The organism is Frankia sp. EI5c (assembly GCF_001636565.1).
Taxonomy (GTDB): domain Bacteria; phylum Actinomycetota; class Actinomycetes; order Frankiales; family Frankiaceae; genus Parafrankia.
In genome coordinates, this window is the sequence record NZ_LRTK01000011.1 from 20,418 (window position 1) to 40,510 (window position 20,093).

General features: G+C 70.4%; 16 protein-coding genes and 12 pseudogenes. 13 read left to right on the forward strand and 15 right to left on the reverse strand.

Annotated features, from left to right (window positions below; translation table 11 throughout):
• Positions 1 to 79 precede the first annotated feature (79 nt).
• The 7 genes and pseudogenes from mdoC to UG55_RS34000 all read left to right on the forward strand — a co-directional run.
• Positions 80 to 1,396 carry a glucans biosynthesis protein MdoC gene (gene mdoC / locus UG55_RS08510; protein WP_066065384.1) on the forward strand — a complete coding sequence of 439 codons (1,317 nt, stop codon included), beginning with the start codon at positions 80 to 82 and terminating at the stop codon, positions 1,394 to 1,396.
• Between the two features lie 96 nt (positions 1,397 to 1,492).
• Entirely contained in the window at positions 1,493 to 2,797 is a 1,305-nt protein-coding gene (nhaA, locus tag UG55_RS08515; RefSeq protein ID WP_066065387.1) for a Na+/H+ antiporter NhaA, read from the forward strand.
• 68 nt (positions 2,798 to 2,865) lie between these two features.
• Positions 2,866 to 3,547, forward strand: a 682-nt coding sequence (locus tag UG55_RS08520; RefSeq protein ID WP_396230843.1) for an SDR family NAD(P)-dependent oxidoreductase, incomplete at its 3' end; no start/stop codon positions are given.
• 1 nt (position 3,548) lies between these two features.
• Positions 3,549 to 3,651: pseudogene (locus UG55_RS33990) on the forward strand (SDR family oxidoreductase); the annotation flags it as partial.
• A gap of 100 nt (positions 3,652 to 3,751) precedes the next feature.
• A pseudogene (locus UG55_RS46895) lies at positions 3,752 to 3,868 on the forward strand (CGNR zinc finger domain-containing protein); the annotation flags it as partial.
• A 265-nt stretch (positions 3,869 to 4,133) separates the two neighbouring features.
• On the forward strand, positions 4,134 to 4,576 hold a 443-nt coding region (locus UG55_RS33995; RefSeq protein ID WP_242424033.1), incomplete at its 3' end, for an acyl-CoA dehydrogenase family protein.
• Between the two features lies 1 nt (position 4,577).
• A pseudogene (locus tag UG55_RS34000) lies at positions 4,578 to 5,234 on the forward strand (acyl-CoA dehydrogenase family protein); the annotation flags it as partial.
• Between the two features lie 155 nt (positions 5,235 to 5,389).
• Here UG55_RS34000 and UG55_RS08530 read toward each other — a convergent pair.
• A complete protein-coding gene (locus UG55_RS08530) occupies positions 5,390 to 6,160 on the reverse strand; it encodes an enoyl-CoA hydratase/isomerase family protein (protein ID WP_066065390.1) in 771 nt (256 codons plus the stop codon).
• A 174-nt stretch (positions 6,161 to 6,334) separates the two neighbouring features.
• On the opposite strand from UG55_RS08530, the gene UG55_RS08535 reads away from it, so the two are divergent.
• Together UG55_RS08535 and UG55_RS34005 are read left to right on the forward strand one after the other, a co-directional pair.
• A partial coding sequence (locus UG55_RS08535; RefSeq protein WP_396230844.1) for an acyl-CoA dehydrogenase family protein occupies positions 6,335 to 7,397 on the forward strand: 1,063 nt, incomplete at its 3' end.
• Position 7,398: 1 nt separating this feature from the next.
• Positions 7,399 to 7,651 (forward strand): annotated as a pseudogene (locus tag UG55_RS34005) (acyl-CoA dehydrogenase family protein); the annotation flags it as partial.
• A gap of 24 nt (positions 7,652 to 7,675) precedes the next feature.
• On the opposite strand, the gene UG55_RS08540 reads toward UG55_RS34005, so the two are convergent.
• Together UG55_RS08540 and UG55_RS34010 are read right to left on the reverse strand one after the other, a co-directional pair.
• The coding region (locus UG55_RS08540) for a phosphotransferase family protein (protein WP_242424009.1) at positions 7,676 to 8,529 on the reverse strand (854 nt) is incomplete at its 5' end.
• A 1-nt stretch (position 8,530) separates the two neighbouring features.
• A pseudogene (locus tag UG55_RS34010) lies at positions 8,531 to 8,749 on the reverse strand (hypothetical protein); the annotation flags it as partial.
• A 227-nt stretch (positions 8,750 to 8,976) separates the two neighbouring features.
• Between UG55_RS34010 and UG55_RS08545 the strand changes: the two are divergent.
• Entirely contained in the window at positions 8,977 to 10,179 is a 1,203-nt protein-coding gene (locus tag UG55_RS08545; RefSeq protein WP_066065400.1) for an amidohydrolase family protein, read from the forward strand.
• Between the two features lie 77 nt (positions 10,180 to 10,256).
• On the opposite strand, the gene UG55_RS08550 is transcribed toward UG55_RS08545, so the two are convergent.
• The 8 genes and pseudogenes from UG55_RS08550 to UG55_RS08570 all read right to left on the reverse strand — a co-directional run.
• Positions 10,257 to 11,009 carry an SDR family NAD(P)-dependent oxidoreductase gene (locus UG55_RS08550; RefSeq protein WP_066065403.1) on the reverse strand — a complete coding sequence of 251 codons (753 nt, stop codon included), beginning with the start codon at positions 11,007 to 11,009 and terminating at the stop codon, positions 10,257 to 10,259.
• Positions 11,010 to 11,115: 106 nt separating this feature from the next.
• On the reverse strand, positions 11,116 to 11,302 hold a 187-nt coding region (locus UG55_RS34015), incomplete at its 5' end, for a TauD/TfdA family dioxygenase (protein ID WP_242424010.1).
• A 1-nt stretch (position 11,303) separates the two neighbouring features.
• Positions 11,304 to 11,952 (reverse strand): annotated as a pseudogene (locus tag UG55_RS08555) (TauD/TfdA dioxygenase family protein); the annotation flags it as partial.
• Positions 11,953 to 11,967: 15 nt separating this feature from the next.
• A partial coding sequence (locus UG55_RS34020) for a hypothetical protein (RefSeq protein WP_242424011.1) occupies positions 11,968 to 12,232 on the reverse strand: 265 nt, incomplete at its 5' end.
• A gap of 94 nt (positions 12,233 to 12,326) precedes the next feature.
• Positions 12,327 to 12,533: pseudogene (locus UG55_RS34025) on the reverse strand (RHO alpha subunit C-terminal catalytic domain-containing protein); the annotation flags it as partial.
• 1 nt (position 12,534) lies between these two features.
• Positions 12,535 to 13,622, reverse strand: a pseudogene (locus UG55_RS08565) (Rieske 2Fe-2S domain-containing protein); the annotation flags it as partial.
• An 89-nt stretch (positions 13,623 to 13,711) separates the two neighbouring features.
• On the reverse strand, positions 13,712 to 14,104 hold a 393-nt coding region (locus UG55_RS34030), incomplete at its 5' end, for a CoA transferase (protein ID WP_242424012.1).
• 1 nt (position 14,105) lies between these two features.
• Positions 14,106 to 14,902: pseudogene (locus tag UG55_RS08570) on the reverse strand (CaiB/BaiF CoA transferase family protein); the annotation flags it as partial.
• Positions 14,903 to 15,090: 188 nt separating this feature from the next.
• On the opposite strand from UG55_RS08570, the gene UG55_RS34035 reads away from it, so the two are divergent.
• Both UG55_RS34035 and UG55_RS08575 read left to right on the forward strand, forming a co-directional pair.
• Positions 15,091 to 15,327: LLM class flavin-dependent oxidoreductase (locus UG55_RS34035; RefSeq protein ID WP_242424013.1), on the forward strand; the 237-nt coding region annotated here is incomplete at its 3' end.
• Position 15,328: 1 nt separating this feature from the next.
• Positions 15,329 to 16,068: pseudogene (locus UG55_RS08575) on the forward strand (LLM class flavin-dependent oxidoreductase); the annotation flags it as partial.
• Between the two features lie 13 nt (positions 16,069 to 16,081).
• Here the strand turns inward: UG55_RS08575 and UG55_RS34040 are convergent.
• From UG55_RS34040 to UG55_RS34055, 4 genes and pseudogenes are all read right to left on the reverse strand, one after another.
• The coding region (locus tag UG55_RS34040; RefSeq protein WP_242424014.1) for an SDR family NAD(P)-dependent oxidoreductase at positions 16,082 to 16,538 on the reverse strand (457 nt) is incomplete at its 5' end.
• A 1-nt stretch (position 16,539) separates the two neighbouring features.
• Positions 16,540 to 16,852: pseudogene (locus UG55_RS34045) on the reverse strand (SDR family NAD(P)-dependent oxidoreductase); the annotation flags it as partial.
• 256 nt (positions 16,853 to 17,108) lie between these two features.
• Positions 17,109 to 17,612: CoA ester lyase (locus UG55_RS34050; RefSeq protein WP_242424015.1), on the reverse strand; the 504-nt coding region annotated here is incomplete at its 5' end.
• A 1-nt stretch (position 17,613) separates the two neighbouring features.
• Positions 17,614 to 17,993: pseudogene (locus tag UG55_RS34055) on the reverse strand (aldolase/citrate lyase family protein); the annotation flags it as partial.
• Between the two features lie 625 nt (positions 17,994 to 18,618).
• On the opposite strand from UG55_RS34055, the gene UG55_RS08590 reads away from it, so the two are divergent.
• Positions 18,619 to 20,070, forward strand: a complete 1,452-nt coding sequence (locus UG55_RS08590) for an aldehyde dehydrogenase (RefSeq protein WP_066065425.1) — start codon at positions 18,619 to 18,621, stop codon at positions 20,068 to 20,070.
• The last annotated feature ends 23 nt before the right edge of the window (positions 20,071 to 20,093 follow it).

Below are 20,093 nucleotides of genomic sequence, written 5' to 3' on the forward strand. Positions count from 1 at the left end.
GTGCCCGGGTCGACGCGTCGCAGCGCGCGGCTCGGGAAAAGGCATCGGTCGCGGGGCGCGCAGCGGAAGGCAGGAACCTGTGGCGGAGCCGGAGGGCGGAACCAGCGCGAGTGAGCGTCACCACGGCCTGGACGTGCTACGTGGCGTCCTCATGCTGGTCGGGGTGCTCGTTCATGTGGCGACCCTGGGCGTGGACCCGTTCTTCGACGGGATAGCCCGGGCTTCCGGCCTGTTCCGCATGGAGGCATTCTTCGTCATCTCCGGCTTCCTTTCCGCCATGCTCGTCACGTCCTATGGCGCGGCCCGGGCGGTGCGCCGCCGGCTGGCCGCCGTCGGAGTTCCGCTGCTGGCGACGCTGCTGGTTTTCAACCCGCCGACCCTGTGGATGAGCGGCGTGTTCCACAGCGGCCGGGACATGTCGTTCGCCGAGTTCCTGCGGGCCAGCGCCGGGCCCGCGCTGGCGGGAGGGCTGAACTGGTACCTGCACCTGTGGTTCCTGCTGGTGCTGCTCGGCTACGCACTTCTGACGCCGGCGGCCGTCCGGGTGGTGAGTGCCCTGACCGGCACCCGCGGTTATCGGCGTGCCACCGCCGGGCGCCTGCCCGCGATGGCCACGATCACGCTGGCCGTCCTGGGCCTCATGGCGGCGGGCCGCGCGTGCTGGACCGGTGCCCTCGAGCCGCTGGTGGGGTCCGGATTCCATGCCGACCTGCTGCGCCGCATCCTGGAGTTCCTGCCGTTCTTCCTGCTCGGGACCCTGCTCTATCTGGACCGTGCGCGGCTGGTCCCGGTGTTCGGGCGGCCCGCTCCGGTGCTGGCGGCGGCGTCCGGCCTTCTTCTGGTCGTGTCCTGGTGCGGGTGGGTGGATGTGCTCTCGGCGGGAACCGGCCGCGTGCTGGTCGAGACGCTGGTCGCGATTCCGCTGATCGCCGCGCTGTTCGCGGTGGCGCGCCGGTTCGGCTCCCGGCCGCGCCCCGTCTTCCTGTACCTGTCGGACGCCTCCTACAGCGTGTATCTCCTGCATTTCTTCTGGATCTTCTTCTTCGCGCGGATGCTCGGCATGGATCCGAGCCTCGGGTTCGGGCAGATGACGGTTCTCGCGGTGGCGACGTACGCGGCCACATTCGCGACCCACCATTTCGTGATCCGGCGGTCGGCCCTGCTCCGGAAGATCCTCAATGGGAAGTTCCCGTCCAGGGCTCCACGGCCCGGTGCGGCCGCGCCTACGCCTACGCCTGCGCCTGCGCCCGTGAGGGCGGTCGCCCGACCCCCCCGACCCCCCCGAGCCGCCCGAGCCGCCCGAGCCGCCCGAGCCCCCCGAGCCCCCCGAGCCGCCCGAGCCCCCCGAGCCGCCCGAGCCCGGCGAGGCAGCGCGCGGCACGCAGGGCGCGTGTAGCCTCTGACCAGGTGCGCCGGGAAGTCTGGTCGGCAGTGTTGTGCGTGGTGTCCCCAAGGTCGGGCACGCGTTCCGTTCCGACCGAGGAGAACTCCCATGTCCGCAGGCCCTTCCCGCAGGTCCCTGATGGGTCTGCCGAGCTGGCCCCAGGCGCAGCACGCCGCGGGCATCCTGCGCAGTGAGACGGTAGGCGGCCTGCTCCTGCTGGCAGGCGCGCTGGTCGCCCTGGTCTGGGCGAACTCGCCCTGGCGGGAGTCATATCACTCCATGGTCGGCACCAGCGTCGGCCCCGAGTCCCTGCACCTGCATCTCGACCTGGAGCAGTGGGCCGCCGACGGGCTGTTGGCGATCTTCTTCTTTGTGGTGGGGCTGGAACTCAAACGCGAGTTCCTGCTGGGCGATCTGCGTTCGCCGAGCCGGGCGGTGCTGCCCATGGTCGCCGCCGTCGGCGGAATGGTGGCGCCCGTCGGGATCTATCTGCTGGTCAACGCGGTCGGCAGTGACGGTTCGAACACCGGCTGGGCGGTGCCCACGGCGACCGACATCGCGTTCGCGGTGGCAGTTCTCGCCATCATCAGCACGCATCTGCCGGCGGCGCTGCGTTCCTTCCTGCTGACGCTCGCCGTGGTCGACGACCTGCTGGCGATCGCGATCATCGCGCTCTTCTTCACCGACCAGCTCAGCCTCGGGCCGGCCGTCGCCGCCCTCGCCCTCATCACCGTGTTCGGGTTGCTGGCGCACCGCGGCGTGACCCACTGGTGGGTGCTGGTGCCGCTGGCGGTCGCGGCCTGGGGTTTCATGCACGCCTCGGGCATCCACGCCACCATCGCGGGAGTCCTGCTGGGTTTCGCCGTGCCGGCCCGCCTCCGCGCTGGTGAGACGGCGGGGATGTCGGAGCGCTTCGAGCACAGCTGGCGGCCCGTTTCCGCCGGGGTCGCGGTGCCCCTGTTCGCCCTGATGGCGGCCGGGGTGTCCCTTGCCGACGGCGGGGTCGGCGCGGCGCTGACCGACCCGGTCGCGATCGGGGTGGCGCTGGGCCTGCTGGTGGGCAAGCCCATCGGGGTGCTGGGCTCGACCTGGCTGCTGGCCCGCTTCACCCGCGCCGAGCTGGATCCCGAGCTGTCCTGGTGGGACGTGTTCGGCGTCGCGCTGCTCGCCGGGGTCGGGTTCACCGTGTGCCTGCTGCTCGGCGAGCTCGCCTTCGGCCCGGGCCCCGACGCCGAGCGGGGCGATCACGTCAAGGCCGCGATCCTCGCCGGGTCCGTGGCGTCGGCGCTGGTCGCCACGGTGGTGCTGCGGCTGCGCAACCGGGTCTACCGTCAGCTGGAAGAGCAGGAGAGCCTCGATCTCGACGCGGACGGCATCCCCGACGTCTTCCAGCCGCCGCGGCCGGAGCGCTAGGGCTGCTCCAGGGCGTTCCAGGTCGGAAGACGTGTACGTGACGCGGTCCATCGGCGAGACTCATACGCGTGACCGAGCTGAAAACAAGTGCACCGAGTCAGATATTTGATCTGTCCGGGCGGGTAGCCGTCGTGACCGGGGGTAGCAGGGGGATCGGCCGGGCCGTGTCCGAGGGCCTCGCCGCGGCCGGCGCCGACGTGGTGATCGCGAGCCGCAAGTTCGACGCCTGCAAGACGGCGGCGACGGAGATCGAGGCCGCGACGGGGCGCCGGGCCCTGCCCGTCGCCTGCCATGTCGGCCGGTGGGCCGACTGCGACAGCCTCGTGGAGACGGTGTACGCGGAGTTCGGCCGCTGCGACGTACTGGTGAACAACGCCGGGATGTCGCCCGTGTACGACAGCCTGCCCGGAGTGAGTCAGGAACTGTACGACAAGGTCCACGCGGTGAACGCGAGCGGCCCGTTCCGGCTGAGCGCCCTGTTCGGCACCCGCATGGCCGCCGGGGACGGCGGATCGATCATCAATGTCACGACGGCCGGTTCGCTGCGCCCGAATCCCAGCGATCTGCCCTACGCGATGGCGAAGGCCGCTCTCAACGCCCTGACGCTCGGCCTGGCCGGGACCTGGGCACCCAAGGTGCGGGCGAACCTCGTCCTGCCCGGCGCGTTCGACACCGACATCACCAACGCCTGGGGGCCGGAGGCGAAGCGCCTGGCCGCCGAGATGAACCCGATGAAGCGGATCGGCACCCNCACCGACATGGTCGGCGTATGCGTGTTCCTCGCCAGCGAGGCCGCCAGCTACGTCAACGGAGCCCAGATCCTTGTCGACGGCGGGCTTTTCCGGACCCTGTGACCCTCGCGATGATCTTCGTGGGTGACCTTCGGGCTGTCAGCGGCCGAGTGCGCGGCGATCCGCCGTACGGGTGCTGGGCGGCGGATCAGGAGCGGCCCCCCGGAGCTGCGCGGCACCCGGCTGCCCGCTCTTCTTCGTGAAGCACCATCCCCGCCGTGAATGGTGCTCTGCGGCCTGTGGCAACCGAGCCCGGGTCGCCCGCCACTACGCCAGACAACGACCGGACTGCGACCGCGCCGGCGGCTCGGGCTCGTATGCCTGGGGGCTGGCCAGGTGCGGGTACGAGCTGGCGAGAAGCAAGCAAAGAGACAAGAACATTGTGGTAGCTTCCTCTCGCTGGCAAGAATCTCCTTCTCGCTCCAAGAGAATTGATCTCAGCTCTGCCGTCGGGTCAGGGAGGACCATGATGTCGATGCCCGCGGATTCCGCAGCCCGCCGTGACCGGCACCCCCGGCACCCCCGGCACACCCGGGTCGCCTGACGTGGACGTCGCCGAGTTCCGGACGGCTCTTCGGGCCTGGCTGGACGACAACGATCTGACCCCGGGCCCGGATCACTCCCTCGACGGGCAGGTGGCGCAGCTCGCGCGGGTGCGCCGCGCGCTGTACGACGCCGGCTGGATGCGCTACGGCTGGCCGGCCGAGGTCGGTGGGCTGGGCGGCCCGGCGGTCCTGCGCGCGGTGCTCGGCGAGGAGGTCGCCACCAGGGGCCTCGCGGAGCCGGGGATCTACTCGATGATCGAGGTCCTCGTCCCCACCATGATCTCGTACGCGCCGCCGGCGCTGGCCGCCGAGATGGTGCCGCTGCTCCAGTCCGGGGCGGAGAGCTGGTGCCAGGGGTTCTCGGAGCCGGGTTCAGGCAGTGATCTGGCATCGCTGTCGACCCGGGCCGAGCAGCGCGAAGACGGCAGCTGGGTGGTCAACGGNCAGAAGGTGTGGACCAGCCTGGCGCAGTACTCCCAGCGCTGTGTGCTGCTCACCCGCACCGCGCCCGGGCACGGTGGCATCACCGCGTTCTTCGTCGATATGGACACTCCGGGGATCACCGTCCGCCCGCTGGAGATGATGCACGGGGTCGAGGAGTTCGCCGAGGTCTTCTTCGACGACGTCGTCGTCCCCGCCGACCGGATGCTGGGAAGACCCGGCGACGGCTGGAGCCTGGCCATGGACCTGCTGCCGCACGAGCGGTCCACGTGTTTCTGGCACCGGGTGGCCCACCTGTTCACCCGGCTGGACCGGGTGCTGGAGCAGACGACCGTCCCGGCCGAGGAGAGTGACGCCGATCTGGGCGCGGCCTATCTGGCGCTGCACACGATCCGCTGCCGCTCGCACGCCACCCAGCGCAGCCTCGCCGCCGGCGCCCACCTCGGCCCGGAGACCTCCATCGACAAGGTCCTGCTCGCCACCGCCGAACAACGGCTGTTCGACACCGCCCGCGACCTGCTCCCCGGCGCGGTCGAACTCACCGACCCCCGCTGGCGCTCCGAATACCTCTACTCCCGCGCGGCCACCATCTACGGCGGCACGGCCGAGATCCAGCGGAACATCATCGCCCGCCGGCTCCTCGACCTCGGCCGGGAATAACCGACCGCGAACGGTCGCCCGGCACCCACCGCGGAAAATCCGGCCAGCGAAAGCGGAAAGGCCGGCCGAAGAGACCGACAGACAAAGAGATCGGCCGAAAAAGGAACAGCCGGTGGCGGCGGTCCCGGCCGGCGAATCCGGGACCGCCGTGCGGATCAGCTCTTCTTCTTGGCGGAGAGCCGCGCGATGATGGAGGCGAAATCATCAGTCTGGAAGGACTGCTCCTCCGCGGTGTTCGCGTAGTCCAGACTGGCGAGCACCGCGCGTTCCTGGTGAATGTTCAGCAGCCGCTTGGTGCTTTCCACGGCCTGCCGCGGCAGCTCGGCGATGCGCTTCGCGCAGGCCAGCGCCTCGGCCAGCGGGTCGGCGACGACATGGTTGGCCAGGCCCATCTGGACGGCGCGCTCGGCCGAGATGCGCGCACCGGTGAAGGCGTACTCCTTCGCCAGGTGCAGGCTGGTGTTCAGCGGCCAGGTGAGTGGGCCGCCGTCGGCTGCCACCAGCCCGACCTGGATGTGCGGGTCGGCGAGGAACGCCTTCTCGCCGATGTACACGATGTCGCTGAGGGCTACCAGGCTGCAGCCGAGGCCGACGGCGGGGCCGTTCACCGCGGCCACCACCGGGATCCGGCACCGCACCATGTTGAGGACGATGTCACGGCCGTGCGCGATCGACTTGGCGCGCAGCTCCTTGTCCTGGAACAGTTCCTCCAGGTAGTTGAAGTCGCCGCCGGCGGAGAAGGCCCGCCCGCTGCCGGTGATCACCGCGGCCCGCGCGGAGCGGTCCTCGTTCAACCGCGGCCAGAGCTGTGCAAGCCCGGTGTGCAGCGCGTCGTTGACGGCGTTGAGCTCCTCGGGTCGGTTCAGAGTGATGATCCGCAGCGAACCGTCCGCGCGAACGTCGATCTCTTCCGGCATGTCGTACACGTCATACGTCCAATCCGATGATCCGGGTAGCGATGTTGTCGGCGGCCGGCCCGGTCCCCAACCTCTGCAAACCGCATTCTCGCAGAATGCAATGCCGTTTGCGCGGTACCGGGTCCCAGTGCACCATCCTGCCCCGCCCGGGGCAGCTGATCCGCGAATGGAGCGAGTGCGATCGTGTGGGACTTCGAGACCGATCCGGCCTATCAGGAGCAGCTCGACTGGGTCGACACCTTCGTACGGGACGTCATCGAGCCGCTGGATTTCGTCCTTGACAATCCGTACGACAAACTGGACCGGCGGGCGCAGGAGATCGTCCGGCCGCTCAAGGAAGAGGTCCGGGCCCGGGGACTGTGGGCCTGCCACCTCGGCCCCGAGCTGGGCGGCCTGGGCTACGGCCAGGTCCGGCTCGCCCTGCTCAACGAGATTCTCGGCCGCTCGCGGTGGGCGCCGTCGATCTTCGGCTGCCAGGCGCCCGACTCCGGCAACGCCGAGATCCTCGCGCACTTCGGCACGCCCGCGCAGAAGGACCGCTACCTTCAGCCGCTGCTCGACGGGGAGATCGCGTCCTGCTACTCGATGACCGAGCCGCACGGTGGCGCCGACCCGACCCTGTTCCGGGTCCGGGCCGTCCGCGACGGGGACAGCTGGGTGATCAACGGTGAGAAGTGGTTCTCGACCAACGCCCGGCACGCGGCCTTCTTCATCGTCATGGCGGTCACCGACCCCGGGGCCGGGCCCTACCAGGGGATGTCGATGTTCATCGTGCCCGCCGAGACGCCCGGGATCGAGATCGTGCGCAACCCCGCGGTCGCCACCGAGCCGCCCGAGCAGGGCACGCTCGGGGGAGTGCGGCGCGACCACGGCTATGTGCGCTACAACGACGTCCGGGTGCCGGCCGACCATCTGCTCGGTGGTCAGGGCCAGGCCTTCGCGATCGCCCAGACCCGGCTCGGCGGCGGGCGGGTCCACCACGCCATGCGGACGGTGGCGCTCGCCCGGCGCGCCTTCGACCTGCTCTGCGAGCGGGCCGTCTCCCGGCAGACCAGGAACGGCCCGCTGGGGTCGCTGCAGATGACACAGGAGAAGGTCGCCGACAGCTGGATCGACATCGAGTGCTTCCGGCTGCTCGTGCTGCGCACCGCCTGGCTCATCGACAGGCACAAGGACTACCGGAAGGTCCGCAAGGACATCTCGGCGGTCAAGGTGATGCTGCCCCGCGTGCTGCACGACGTCGCCCNGCGCGCGCTGCGCCTGCACGGCTCACTGGGTGTTTCCAACGAGATGCCGTTCGTGAGCATGATGGTCACCGCCGAGGCCCTCGGTATCGCCGACGGGCCGACCGAGGTCCACAAGGTCACCCTGGCCCGCCAGGTGCTGCGGGAGTACACGCCGGTCGAGACGCTGTTCCCGTCCGGGCATCTGCCCACGCTGCGTGAGCGGGCCTTCGCCACCTTCGCCGAACGCCTGGAGCGGGAGGCGGCCGAGCTCTGACCGCGGGCCCGCCGGACCTCGGCGTCAGGCGAGGCGCGCGAAACCCAGACCCTGGTGGACGCGCGCCTCGACCTCCACGAGGAAGGACGGCAGGTCGTCGGGCGGGTCCCCCATCTTGCCGTCGGTGTAGCGCCGGTACACCCCGGCCAGGATGCCGGCGGCCCGCCAGGCGGTGAACGCCAGCCAGTAGTCGAGCTGCCCGTTCGGCCGGCCGGAGCGCTGCGCGTACCGGTCCGCGAGCTCGTCGGCGGTGGGGAACCCGGGCAGCGACGTCGTCAGCGGCCCCTGGCCGGCCCGGGCGTCCACCGTCGACCAGGTGCGCAGCAGGTAGGCGAGGTCGGCGAGCGGGTTACCGAGAGTGCACAGCTCCCAGTCGAGCAGCGCACACAGCCGCCCGTCCGGGGCGAGCAGCGCGTTGCCGAGCCGGAAGTCGCCGTGCACGATCCGGGCCGCCGACTCCGGTGGGCGGTGCCCGACGAGCCAGTCACGCAGCCTGGTGATGCCGCCCAGGTCACCGAGCCCGCAAGCCTCCCACTGCGCCGACCAGCGCCGGAGCTGCCGGTCCAGGTACCCGTCCCGGCGGGCGAGGCCGCCGAGGCCGACCTCGTCGACGTCGATCGCGTGCAGCGCGGCCAGCGCGTCGACCAGCGAGTGCCCTGCCTCGCGACGGGCCTGGGCGGACGGCAGGAGCCGGTCGGCGTCGGCCGCTTCGCGCACCACGACCCCGGCCACGTGCTCCATCACGTAGAAGGGGGCGCCGGTCACCGCGCTGTCGTCGCATACGCCGAGGACGGGCGGCACCGGGACCTCGGAGTCCGCGAGCGCGGCCAGGATCCGTGCCTCCCGGGTGACGTCGTGCGCGGTGGCCAGCAGGGCGCNGACGGGCGGCCGGCGCAGCACGTAGCGCGTGCCCCGGGCGTCCGTGACGAGGTAGGTGAGGCAGGAGTGGCCACCGGTGACGCGGTCGTAGCGCAGCGGCGGTTCGGCTCCCGCGACCCGCTCCCCGAACCAGCGCCCCACGGCCTCGGCGTCGATGCCGAGCGGATTCCGGTTGACCTCGGGTGCCTCGGGTGCCTCGTCGACCTCGTGGACTTCCATCCATGACCTGCTTCCGGCGGGGCGGAGATCAGCTGGGCGGCGGTCCCACCAGTTGCCCGCAGCTGACTGCCGCGACGATCTGACCTTACTGTCACCGGCGTCGACGGGTGCTTCCCGTGACCGCCGGGCGCTCTGCTGGCACGTCGGGGCGGCACCGTGTAGTGAGGATAGGAAGCGTTCACTACCCCCACGGCCTGCTCGGCCACAACCGACTTCTGGAGGGCCGCGTGCCCCGTTCCGACATACCTGTGTTCGATGCGGACAACCATCTTTACGAGCCCAGGGAAGCGCTGACCAAATTCCTGCCCGACCGCTACCGGGGCGCGATCGAGTACATCGAGGTCCGTGGCCGGACCAAGATCATGGTTCGTGGCCAGGTGAGCGAGTACATCCCGAACCCCACGTTCGACGTGGTGGCCCGGCCGGGTGCGCAGGAGGACTACTACCGGAAGGGCAACCCCGACGGCCTGTCCCGTCGGGAGATCTTCGGCAAGCCGGTGAAGTGCATCGACGCCTGGCGCGAGCCCGCCGCCCGGCTCAGGCTCCTGGACGAGCAGGGCCTCGCCCGCACCCTGATGTTCCCCACGCTCGCCAGCCTCATCGAGGAGCGCATGCGCGATGACGTGGACCTGGTGCACGCCGTCATCCACGCCCTGAACGAGTGGCTCTACGAGACCTGGCAGTTCAACTACGAGGGCCTGGACCGCATCTTCACCACCCCGGTGATCACGCTGCCGATCGTGGAGAAGGCGATCGAGGAGCTCGAATGGGTGCTTGAGCGCGGCGCGCGGGTGGTGCTGATCAGGCCGGCTCCGGTTCCCGGCCTGCGCGGGCCCCGTTCGTTCGGGCTGCCGGAGTTCGATCCGTTCTGGGAGCGGGTCCAGGAGTCCGGAATCCTGGTCGCGATGCATTCGTCCGACAGCGGCTACTCCCGGTACCAGAGCGACTGGATGGGCTCGAGCACCGAGATGCTGCCCTTCCAGCCGAACACGTTCCGCATGCTGCAGTCCTGGCGGCCGATCGAGGACGCGGTCTCGGCGCTGGTCTGCCATGGCGCGCTCTCCCGATTCCCGCGGCTGAAGATCGCCATCATCGAGAACGGGATGAGCTGGGTCGCCCCGCTGCTCTCGGCGATGAAGGCGCTCTACAAGAAGATGCCGCAGGACTTCCTGGAGAACCCGGTCGAGGTGGTGAAGCGGAACATCTACGTGAGCCCCTTCTGGGAGGACGACCTCGGTGAGCTCGCCCAGCTCCTGGGCGAGGACCACGTGCTGTTCGGCTCCGACTACCCCCACCCCGAGGGCCTGGCGAGCCCGGTGAGCTACCTCGACGATCTGGCACACCTGCCGGAGGAGCTCGTCCGCAAGATCATGGGCGGCAACCTCGCCCAGCTCATGGGCGTGGAGGCCGGCCTGAGCGTCCCCGCCTAGCTCGCGCCGGACAGCCCGGGCCGTTCTTCGCGGCCCGGGCTGTCCCGTGGCGGGCTGTCCCGCGGCGGGCGGTGCCTCTAGGTGTTGCGGCCGCCGTTGACGCCGATCACCTGGCCGGTGATGTAGCCGGCCTCCTCGGAGATGAGGAACGAGGCCGCCGCGGCGATGTCCTCCGGCCGGCCGGGGCGCCGGACGGGGGTGAGGTCGGCGTGCTTGTCGACCGTCCCGCCCAGCAGGCCGCGCTCCTCGGACGCCCGCAGCATCGGGGTGTCGACGAAGCCCGGCGGGATCGTGTTGACGGTGATCCCCTTCGGCCCGAGCTCGAGGGCGAGCGACTTGGTGAAGCCGATCAGGCCCGCCTTGGTCGACACGTAGTGGACCATGTACTGCTGCCCGGACTGGGCACTGGACGACGAGATGTTGACGATCCGCCCCCAGCCCGCCTCGATCATGTCCGGCACGACGTTCTGGGTGCAGTACAGCGGGCCGCTGAGGTTCACCGCGATGATCCGGTCCCAGACCGGGTCAGTGATCTTCAGGAACTCCTTGAAGCCGGTGATCCCAGCGTTGTTGACGAGCACGAGGATGGGGCCGAAGGTGCTCCGTACCCGGTCGAGCACGGCGTTCACCTGGGCGCGGTCGGAGACGTCGACAGCGAACGCGGCGGCCTCGCCCCCCTTCTGGCGGGCTTCCTCGGCCACCTGCTGCGCCGCCTCCTCGTTGAGGTCGAGGATCGCGGTGGCGAACCCGTCCTCGGCCAGGCGGAGACTGATGGCGCGGCCGATGCCCGAGCCACCCCCGGTGACGACTGCCGTGCGTCGTTCGGTCACTGTGCCGAACCTCCCTGTGGTTGCTGCGTCGCTGGTGATCGGTCGGCGAGGTGAGAGCGCGCGAACCGCCTGGCGGTTCACACGCTCTCACACCACGCGAACAGAATTACGCGACAGCCTCCTCGCCGGCCAGCGATGTGCGGTGCATCAGCCGGCTGGATGACTCCCCGTAGGGCAGCGCCCGGTGCAGAAGTCCGGTGTTGTCCCAGATGACCAGATCGCCCGGATGCCAGCTGTGGCGCACGACGAACTCGGGCTGGGTCGCCCAGGCCAGCAGCCGGTCGAGCAGCGCCNGACCCTCCTCGGCCGACATCCCGGCGACTTCGCCGGCCGTCGCGCCGAGCAGCATGGACTTGCGGCCGTTGCTCCGCGTCCACACCAGCGGGTGCTCCCGGGACGGGTTGCGGTCCCAGGCGGCCCGCTCCTTGGGCGACGGGTCCGGGTACACCAGCAGCTGGGAGGCGGCGAAGCTGTGCACCACCCGCAGCCCCTCCAGCTCGGCCTTCTCCGCGGCGGAGAGCGCGTCGTAGGCGGCGTAGGTGTTGGCGAACTCGGTGTCGCCCTCCCCGTCACCGGAGACCTGCCGGGCCGTCAGCAGGGTCGCCCTGTTCGGCACCGCGTCGGTCGTCCCGTCGATGTGCCAGAAGAAGGTCGCCTCGCGGTAGGCGGCCAGCTTGCTCTTCGAGGCGTCGCGGGTGATCCGCTGGATCTCCGGGTGATCCGGGTGGCCGCCCATCGGCAGCGGGACGACGTCACCGAGCAGCCGGCTGAAGGCCACCAGGTCGTCGTCGTCGACGTTGACCTCCCGGTAGATGACGACGCCGCTTTCCGCGAGTGCGGCTCGGCAGTCGTCCGCGACCCGGCGGTCGACCAGCTCGCTCCCGGACAGACCGCTGATCGCGACACCGGTGGTCGGGCCGAGCTTCGTGATGGAGATGCTCATGGCAGTAGGCCCTCGTCAGAGTGCGGGTTCGACGGCGGTGTCGAAGTAGGCCGCGCCGGAGTCCGGGATCCGCGGCTGCTTGAAGATGTTCACCGGGTACGACGCCATGATCATCGAATAGAGCAGGTGCAGCAGCCGGGTGGCGTCGGCCGGCAGGTCGTTCAGGTCGAGGGTGTCGAGGTAGGCCATCGCGTCCTCGGCGTGCGGGGCGATCGCGTCGTAGAACTCCTGCAGCTCGTCGATGGTCTTCGACAGCCGCTTCTGATAGCGCTCTTCCCGGNTGGCGAGGGCCCAGTCGGCGACCCAGGGTTCCAGGGCGCTGAACCGCTGCGGCAGGGAGGTCTCCACGGTGGTGGTCATGGCGGCGGGCTCCTCTACTTCTCGCTGCCGGCCTGGTGCGCCGCGACGGCGTCCCGGACGACCTGGTGGAACTGGCGGATCATCAGCTCCATGTCGGACAGGTGGAATGTCTGCAGTGCCCGGTTGTTGAGCTGCGACCAGGTGGCCTCGACCGTGTTCGTATCCTGCATCGCGAACTCGATGGTGCTGTCGACGACGAGCTCCTGGGCGAGGCGCTCGGANGCGGTTTTCGGCTCCGGGAAGTAGATGTCCACCTCGTAGGCGTGGGTGCCGACCGTCTCCGGGATGTACTGGTAGGTGATGTAGTAGCCGCGGCCCCACAGCTGGATCGACAGGTTCGGGAACAACCAGTACTGATCGTTGCTCCAGGCGCGGATCTGCCCCGGGTTACGCGCGTCGGTGAGGTGGCCGAGGTCCTCGCGGACGTCGTCCGGGCCGAACAGGCCGGCGCGGAACAGCCGGTAGACCCAGTTCATGTCGCGGGCGGCGGGGCCGGCCGAGCCGTCCTTCTTCTTCAGCAGCGGCGGGCCGGGCACCGAGGTCAGCATGTGCGGCGTGAACAGGTCGTAGTGGTAGGAGTCCATCGGCGGGACGAGCTTCTCCGCCTCGGCGACGTTGGTGTTCAGGAACCGGCCGTGGACGTAGGCCGGGTGGTACCACTCCAGCAGCGCGTCGATACCGATCTTCCAGTTGCCGTTTACCTTCGTCCGGAACGACCAGTGGTTGGTGAACTTCTCGAACGGCCAGCTCTCCAGCTCGGCGACGAGCTTCTCGCCGAGGAACTCGCGCAGCGGCGGCGCGTCCGCGGAGAAGTTCACGAAGATGAACCCGGCGAAGACCTCGCAGCGCAGCGGTGGCATGGCCAGCTGGTCGTCGGGCAGCGAGTCGAAGAACTCGGCGCGCTTGGTGACGTAGGAGCACTTCCCGTCGAGGCCGTACCGCCAGCCGTGGTACTTGCAGGCGAACTGCCGGGCGGTGCCGGCCGTCTCGTTGCCCGGGTGCTCCTGCCAGACCACCTTGTTACCGCGGTGCGCGCAGATGTTGTGCAGCGCGTACACCTCGCCGTCGGTGTGCCGGGTGATCACGATGGATCCCAGGCCGACGAGCTCACGGGTGAAGAACGTGCCGTTGCGCGGCAGCTGCTCCACCCGGCCGACCTTCAGCCAGGTCCGCCGGAAGATGGCCGCGCGCTCGGCCTGGAAGAACTCCTCGGAGATGGAGTCCTCGTAGGAGACCGGACCGGTGTCGAGGTCCTTGTAGTTCGGCGTGTACTTGCCCCGCCCGGTAGCAAGTCGTTCCTGGATGGCCATCGGCCCAACCCCTTTCGCAGGATCAGTTCGTTCACCGCCGACGGGCCCACACTGCCGGGGCGGTTGGAAAAGCCTTGCTTCGGATGTCCTCAGATCACCCCGTCGGCACGCAGCCGCGCGATCTCCTCCGGGGTGCGTCCGATCAGCTCGGTGAGCACGTCGTCGGTGTGCGCGCCGAGCTCCGGGCCCAGCCAGCGGATCTCGCCCGGGGTGTCGGAGAGGGCCGGGATCACGCCGGGCACGGCCAGCGGGCCGATCCGGGAGTCCTCGACACTGACCGTCTGACGGTGCCGGTACTGCGGGTCGTCGAAGATGTCGGCGATCGAGTAGAGCTGCCCGGCCGGCACCTGCGCCTCGCGGCACCGGGCGAGCACGTCCTCGCAGGTCAGTGACCCCACCCACTCGCTGACCAGCGAGTTGACGAGGTCACGGGCTGCCAGTCGGCTGGCCTTGGGGCCGAGCTGGTCGGCGTCGGCCAGCTCNGGGCGGCCCATGGCGCGGGTCAGCCGGGCGAACATGTCGTCGTTGGAGCAGGCGATCGCGATCCAGCGGTCGTCCCTGGTCTGGTAGTGGCTGTGGGGGAGCACGTTGACGGTGTCGGCGCCCATCCGCTCGCGCACGAAGCCGAACTGCTGGTAGGCCGGCGCGATCTCGTCGAGGGCACGGAAGACCGACTCGTACAGGGCCAGGTCCACCACCTGGCCCTTACCGGTGCTCTCCCGGGCCCGCAGCGCCATCAGCACGCCGATCACGCCGTACAGCCCGGTCATGTAGTCGGCCAGGGAGGTGGAACCGGGGGTCACCGGCCGCCCGCCGGGCTCGCCGGCCAGGTAGGCGAGCCCGGAGAAGGCGTGCGCGATCCGGGCGAAGCCGGGGAGGTCGCGGTTGGGGCCGGACTGCCCGTACGCCGACACCCGCAGCACGATCACCCGGGGGTTCAGCTCGGCGATCGCCTCCGGCCCGAGGCCCCAGCGCTCCATCACTCCGGGACGGAAGTTCTCGATCACCACGTCGGCCGTCGTGATGAGGTCGCGGAGGATCTCGAGGCCCCGCGGGTCGCCGAGGTTCAGCGTCACCGACCGCTTGTTGCGGCTCTCGCTGAGCCAGACCAGCGTGTCGCCGCAGTCGGTCTCGGTGCCGAAGCGGCGCAGGTTGTCGCCGGTCAGAGGGCGCTCCACCTTGATGATGTCGGCACCGAACTCGCCCAGCACCGTGGCACAGAACGGCCCCGCGAGGTACGTGCCCAGATCGAGAACTCTGAGGCCCTGGAGTGCGTGCATGTTGTCAGCTCCCGGTGCTTGCGCGGTCGGGCGGTGCGCCGGTTCTCGGACCGGCCGGGCTCGCCCCCTTGACCACGGGTGCGTCCTCTCCGATGGTGGAAGAGAACCCCGATCTTCCCCACCGGAAATCACGCTACCACGAGATCTGAGGTCGTCCTATAGTCGGACGGCATGTTATTGTCCGGCCCGTGACGAACGAGCGACCCTTCCGCTTCGCGGTCCAGGCCACGAAGGCGAAGTCAGCGACCGAGTGGCGCGATCTTGCCCGTCGGGTCGAGGAACTCGGGTTCTCCACCCTCTTCCTGGCCGACCACTACCTGGGGCCGGGTCCGGCGCAGCGCGAGGCCCGGTGGCCACCGCAGTACCTCGCGCCTGTCGCGGCGATGGCCACGGCGGCGGCGGTGACGACCACCCTGCGGGTCGGTNGCCGGGTCTTCTGCGTCGACTACCACCTGCCCGCCGTCCTGGCGAAGGAGGCGGCGACGATCGACCTGCTCTCCGACGGCCGGCTGGAGTTCGGCATCGGCGCCGGCTGGAGCGAGGCCGAGTACCGGGCCATGGGCGTGGACTTCGCGCCACCGGGGCAGCGGATCGGGAGGCTCACCGAGGCGATCGCGCTGTTCCGGGCGCACTGGTCCGGCGACGACATCGACCAGAAGGGCGAGTTCGTCAATGTCAGCGGCTATGCGGGGCTGCCGCGGCCGGTGCAGCGGCCGCACCCGCCCATCATGATCGGCGGCGGCCGGCGGCGGGTGCTTTCCCTGGCCGGCCGCGAGGCCGACATCGTCAGCATCTCCAATGTGCCGTTCGTGCCGGTGAACTCCGACGGGCTCACCCCCGCCGAGGAGGCCGTGCGGCGGGTCGGCTACGTCCGGGACGCGGCCGGCGAGCGGTTCTCCGGCCTCGACATCGAGAGCTCGCCGTTCTTCACCCGGGTCACCCGGGACGCCGCCGAGGCCGCGGCCGCGGTCGCCCGGGTCGCGGGGACCATGCAGGTCGACCCCGACGGCCTGATGCAGCACCCGAACGTGCTCGTCGGCTCCCTGGACGAGGTCGTCGATCGGCTCCAGGAACGGCGGGCGGCGTTCGGGGTGAACTACGTGAGCGTCCAGCAAACGGAGATCGACAGCTTCGCCCCGGTCGTCGAACGGCTGGCCGGCGGGTGAGCGCGGCGTGCGCTCAGCGGGCCACGTACCCGCCGTCGACGGGGATCGCCGTGCCGGTGATGAAGGACGACTCGTCGCTGGCGAGGAACAACGCCGCCGCCGCCAGCTCTCCCGGCCGGCCCCAGCGGCGCATGGGCTGGGGCAGCCGCCGGCCGTCCGGCGGCTCCGAGTCGTCGGCCGCGTTGGCCAGGCCGGTCCAGGTCATGCCCGGGCAGATGGCGTTGACCCGGATGTTGCTCTCCGCGTAGTCCAGGGCGGCCGACTTGGTGAGCTGGATGACGCCGCCCTTGGCGGCGGAATACCCGGCCTTGCCCTTCCAACCGACCAGCCCGGCCGCGGACGCGGTGTTGATGATCGAGCCGCCGCCGTGGCGCAGCATAGCGGTGATCCCGTACTTCATACCGAGGAAGACGCCCTTGAGGTTGACCGCGATCAGCACATCAAAGGTCTCTTCGTCGATTTCCGCGAGCNGGTTGGGCGGACCACCGAAACCAGCGTTGTTGAAGAGCACGTCGAGCCGCCCGAACTCGCGCTCCGCGGTATCGATCATATTCTTCGCGTCCGTGGCGGAGGAGACGTCGGCGTGGACGGCGACCGCACCCTCACCAATAGCCGCCGCCGTGTCCTTCTCCCGGCCGCTGATGTCGGCGCACACGACCCGGGCGCCGGACTGCCCGAAAAGCAGGGCGGTTGCCCGGCCGATACCGGAGCCGGCCCCGGTAACCACCGCGACCTTGCCTTCGAGGTGGCCCGTGGGAAGGGAGTCAGATTGCTGCTCGACCATGTCAGTCAGTCTACACATCATGTCTTCGGGGTAAAGATGTCAGAGCGGTAGTCCTGACGGCTTGGCCGTCTTCCGGAGAAGCAGTGCTGAAAACCGTGCGGCGCGACTGGAAAAAGCCCGTGCGGTTATTCGGCGTGCGCGTTTCGCGGCCCGCCCGCGGGTGGCCCGCCGCGCCGGCCCACGGGCGCGCCGGCCCACGGGCGCGGCGGCCCACGGCCGGGCGGGCCGGCGCGCCGGGGCGGGCCCGACCCGCTCCTCAGGTGCCCGTGCCCGCCAGGGACGCCTTGTACAGGACGTTCGCGGCGAGGCGCATGTGGGCCGCGTCGACCAGGCGTCCCTCGCGGCCGATCGCGCCGACGCCGTCGGCCTCGGCGGCCCGGTAGACCGCGACGGCGTCGTGCGCCTCGGCGATCTCCTGCTCGGTGGGGGCGAACACCTCGTTCGCGATCGGGATCTGCGCGGGGTGGATCGCCCACTTGCCGTCGAACCCCAACAGGCTCGCGTGGGTGGCGGCGCGGCGGTAACCGTCGACATCCTGGTAGGCCGGGTAGGGGGCGTCGATCGCGTCGATGCCGGCCGCCCGCGCCGCGGCCAGCACCTGGACCCGCGCGAAATGCCAGAAGTCGCCGGGATACTCCCCCACGGGGTCGAAGTTGCCGTCGACCCGGGCGCGCAACGAGGCGGAAAGGTCGCCCGCGCCGAAGATGATCGCCTCCAGGCGGCTGCTCGCCCGGGCGATCTCGGCCGCGTTCGCCAGCCCNTCGGCCTCCTCCACCAGCACCTCGAGCGCGATCCGCCGGGTGAGGCCGAGCTTGTGCTCCAGCTGGGTTAGCAGGACGTCCACCCACCAGACGTCCCGCGCGGTCCGCGCCTTGGGCACGATGATCACGTCGAGGGCCTCCCGGGCCCCGGTGACGATCTCGATGATGTCGTCATGGCACCAGGGCGTGTCCAGCCCGTTCACCCGGACGGCGCGGACCGTCCGGCCCCAGTCGAGATCGGTGAGCGCGGCGACGGCGATGCCCCGCGCCGACTCCTTCGCGGCCGGCGCGCAGGCGTCCTCCAGATCGAGGAAAACCAGATCGGCGCCTGCGGAGGCCGCCTTTTCGCACATTCGCGCGCTGCTGGCCGGGGTGGCCAGTTCCGACCGGCGGGCACGCGGACGGCTGACATTCTGTGCGGGCAAGACTGCCTCCCTGGTTTCGTTTCGGCGGTCGGCGTTGAATTCGGGCGAGCGGTGTTGTTCGCGGCCGTTCGAGCCAGTCTCCGAACCCATTGGCAAGAAGGCTCTGAACCCTCGCGGATTCCCTTCGAAGGGCACCCGGCGGGGCGGATCGGTGCCGGGTCTGGAAGCCGCTGGAGGAGGCCCGCCGAACAGCTGGCGATGGCGGGGGTTTCACCGTCGCGGACGGCCGGGTTCCTGATGTTCGGTGCTGCTTCGATCTTGGGGTGGGCCGAGAACCGGGCGGCCGGGGCGATCAGGCCCGGCGGCGGCCCGGCGGCGCGGCGGAATTCGCTTCCAGTGGATCACTTTCCCGTGCCGGCGGCGAGATGGATTCGGTTGTTCGATTTTGTTGCCAACGTTAGTGTTGTCGCATGGCAACCGCAACTGTCGGCCGGGCGAGGCGCGCGCCGGCCGCCGCGCCGGCGGGTGCGCCGGTGGGCGCGCGCGGCGGCCACTGCTCGTGAGGCCGCCTGCCGGCGTGTCCGAGCGTGTTGCTCGTCAATGACTGGACCACTACCGCGGGCCGTGTCCGGAGGGACTCATGCAGGAGCAAGAACGTCTGTTCATCGGGGGCGAATGGGCCGCGCCGCGGGGCACGGGCACGATCGAGGTCGTCTCGCCGCACACCGAACAGGTCATCGCCCGCATCGCCGCGGCCGGTAGCGAGGACGTCGACCGGGCAGTGGCGGCGGCTCGCCGCGCGTTCGACGAGGGGCCCTGGCCGCGTCTCGCCCCGGCCGAGCGGGCCGAGGTCATCCGGCGTCTCGCCGCGCTGGTGAAGCCGCGCCGCAAGGAGCTCGCCCAGCTGATCAGCGCTGAGATGGGTGCGCCGATCTCCTTCGCGAAGCTTTCCCACGTCACCCTGCCGTGGATGATGATGGGCGCCTTCGCCGACATCGCGGAGAACCTGCCCTGGGAGGAGCCGCGCAAGGGCTTCTACGGGCAGGACATCCTCCTGCGCAAGGAGCCGATCGGTGTCGTCGCGGCGATCGTCCCGTGGAACATGCCGCTGTTCCTGACGGTCGGGAAGCTGGTGCCGGCGCTGCTCGCCGGGTGCTCGGTGGTGCTCAAGCCGTCGCCGGAGACGCCGCTCGACGCCTACGCGCTGGCGGACCTGCTGACCGAGGCCGGACTGCCGCCGGGTGTGGTGAGCGTGCTGCCCGGTGATCGTGAGCTGGGCGAGTACCTCGTGTCACACCCCGGTGTCGACAAGGTCTCGTTCACCGGCTCCACCGCGGCGGGCCGGCTGGTCGCCGCGTCCTGCGGCTCGAACCTCAAGCGGGTCAGCCTGGAGCTCGGTGGCAAGTCCGCCGCCGTGGTCCTCGACGACGCGGACCCGGCCGCCGTCGCGGCCGGTGTGGAGATCGCCGGCCTGATGAACAGCGGGCAGGCCTGTGTGGCGCAGACCCGGATCCTCGTCCCGCGGTCGCGCTACGCCGAGTACCTCGACGCCCTGGTGGCCATGGTCGAGTCGCTGCCGGTCGGTGACCCGTCCGATCCCGCGACGAAGGTCGGCCCGTTGGTGGCCCGCCGGCAGCAGGAGCGGGTGCGCGGTTTCATCGAGGAGGGCCAGAAGGAGGGCGCCCGCCTCGTCGCGGGCGGCAGCGAGCTGCCGGCGGGGGTCGAGCGCGGCTGGTACGTCCGCCCGACGGTCTTCGCTGACGTCGACAGCGGTATGCGCATCGCCCAGGAGGAGATCTTCGGTCCCGTCCTGACGGTGCTGCCCTACGGCGACGATGCCGAAGCCGTCCGGATCGCGGACGACACCGAGTACGGGCTGTCCGGATCGGTGTGGACCGCGGACGTCGAGCGCGGGCTCGCGGTGGCTCGCAAGGTCCGCAGCGGAACCTTCGGCGTCAACCAGGCCTACAGCATGGACCCGAACGCCCCGTTCGGCGGGGTGAAGGCCAGCGGTATCGGGCGTGAACTCGGCCGTGAGGGCATCGAGAGCTATCTCGACGTGAAGTCGATCTCGGTGGCGCCGGCCTCCTGACGGCGACCGCCACGGGTACGGCG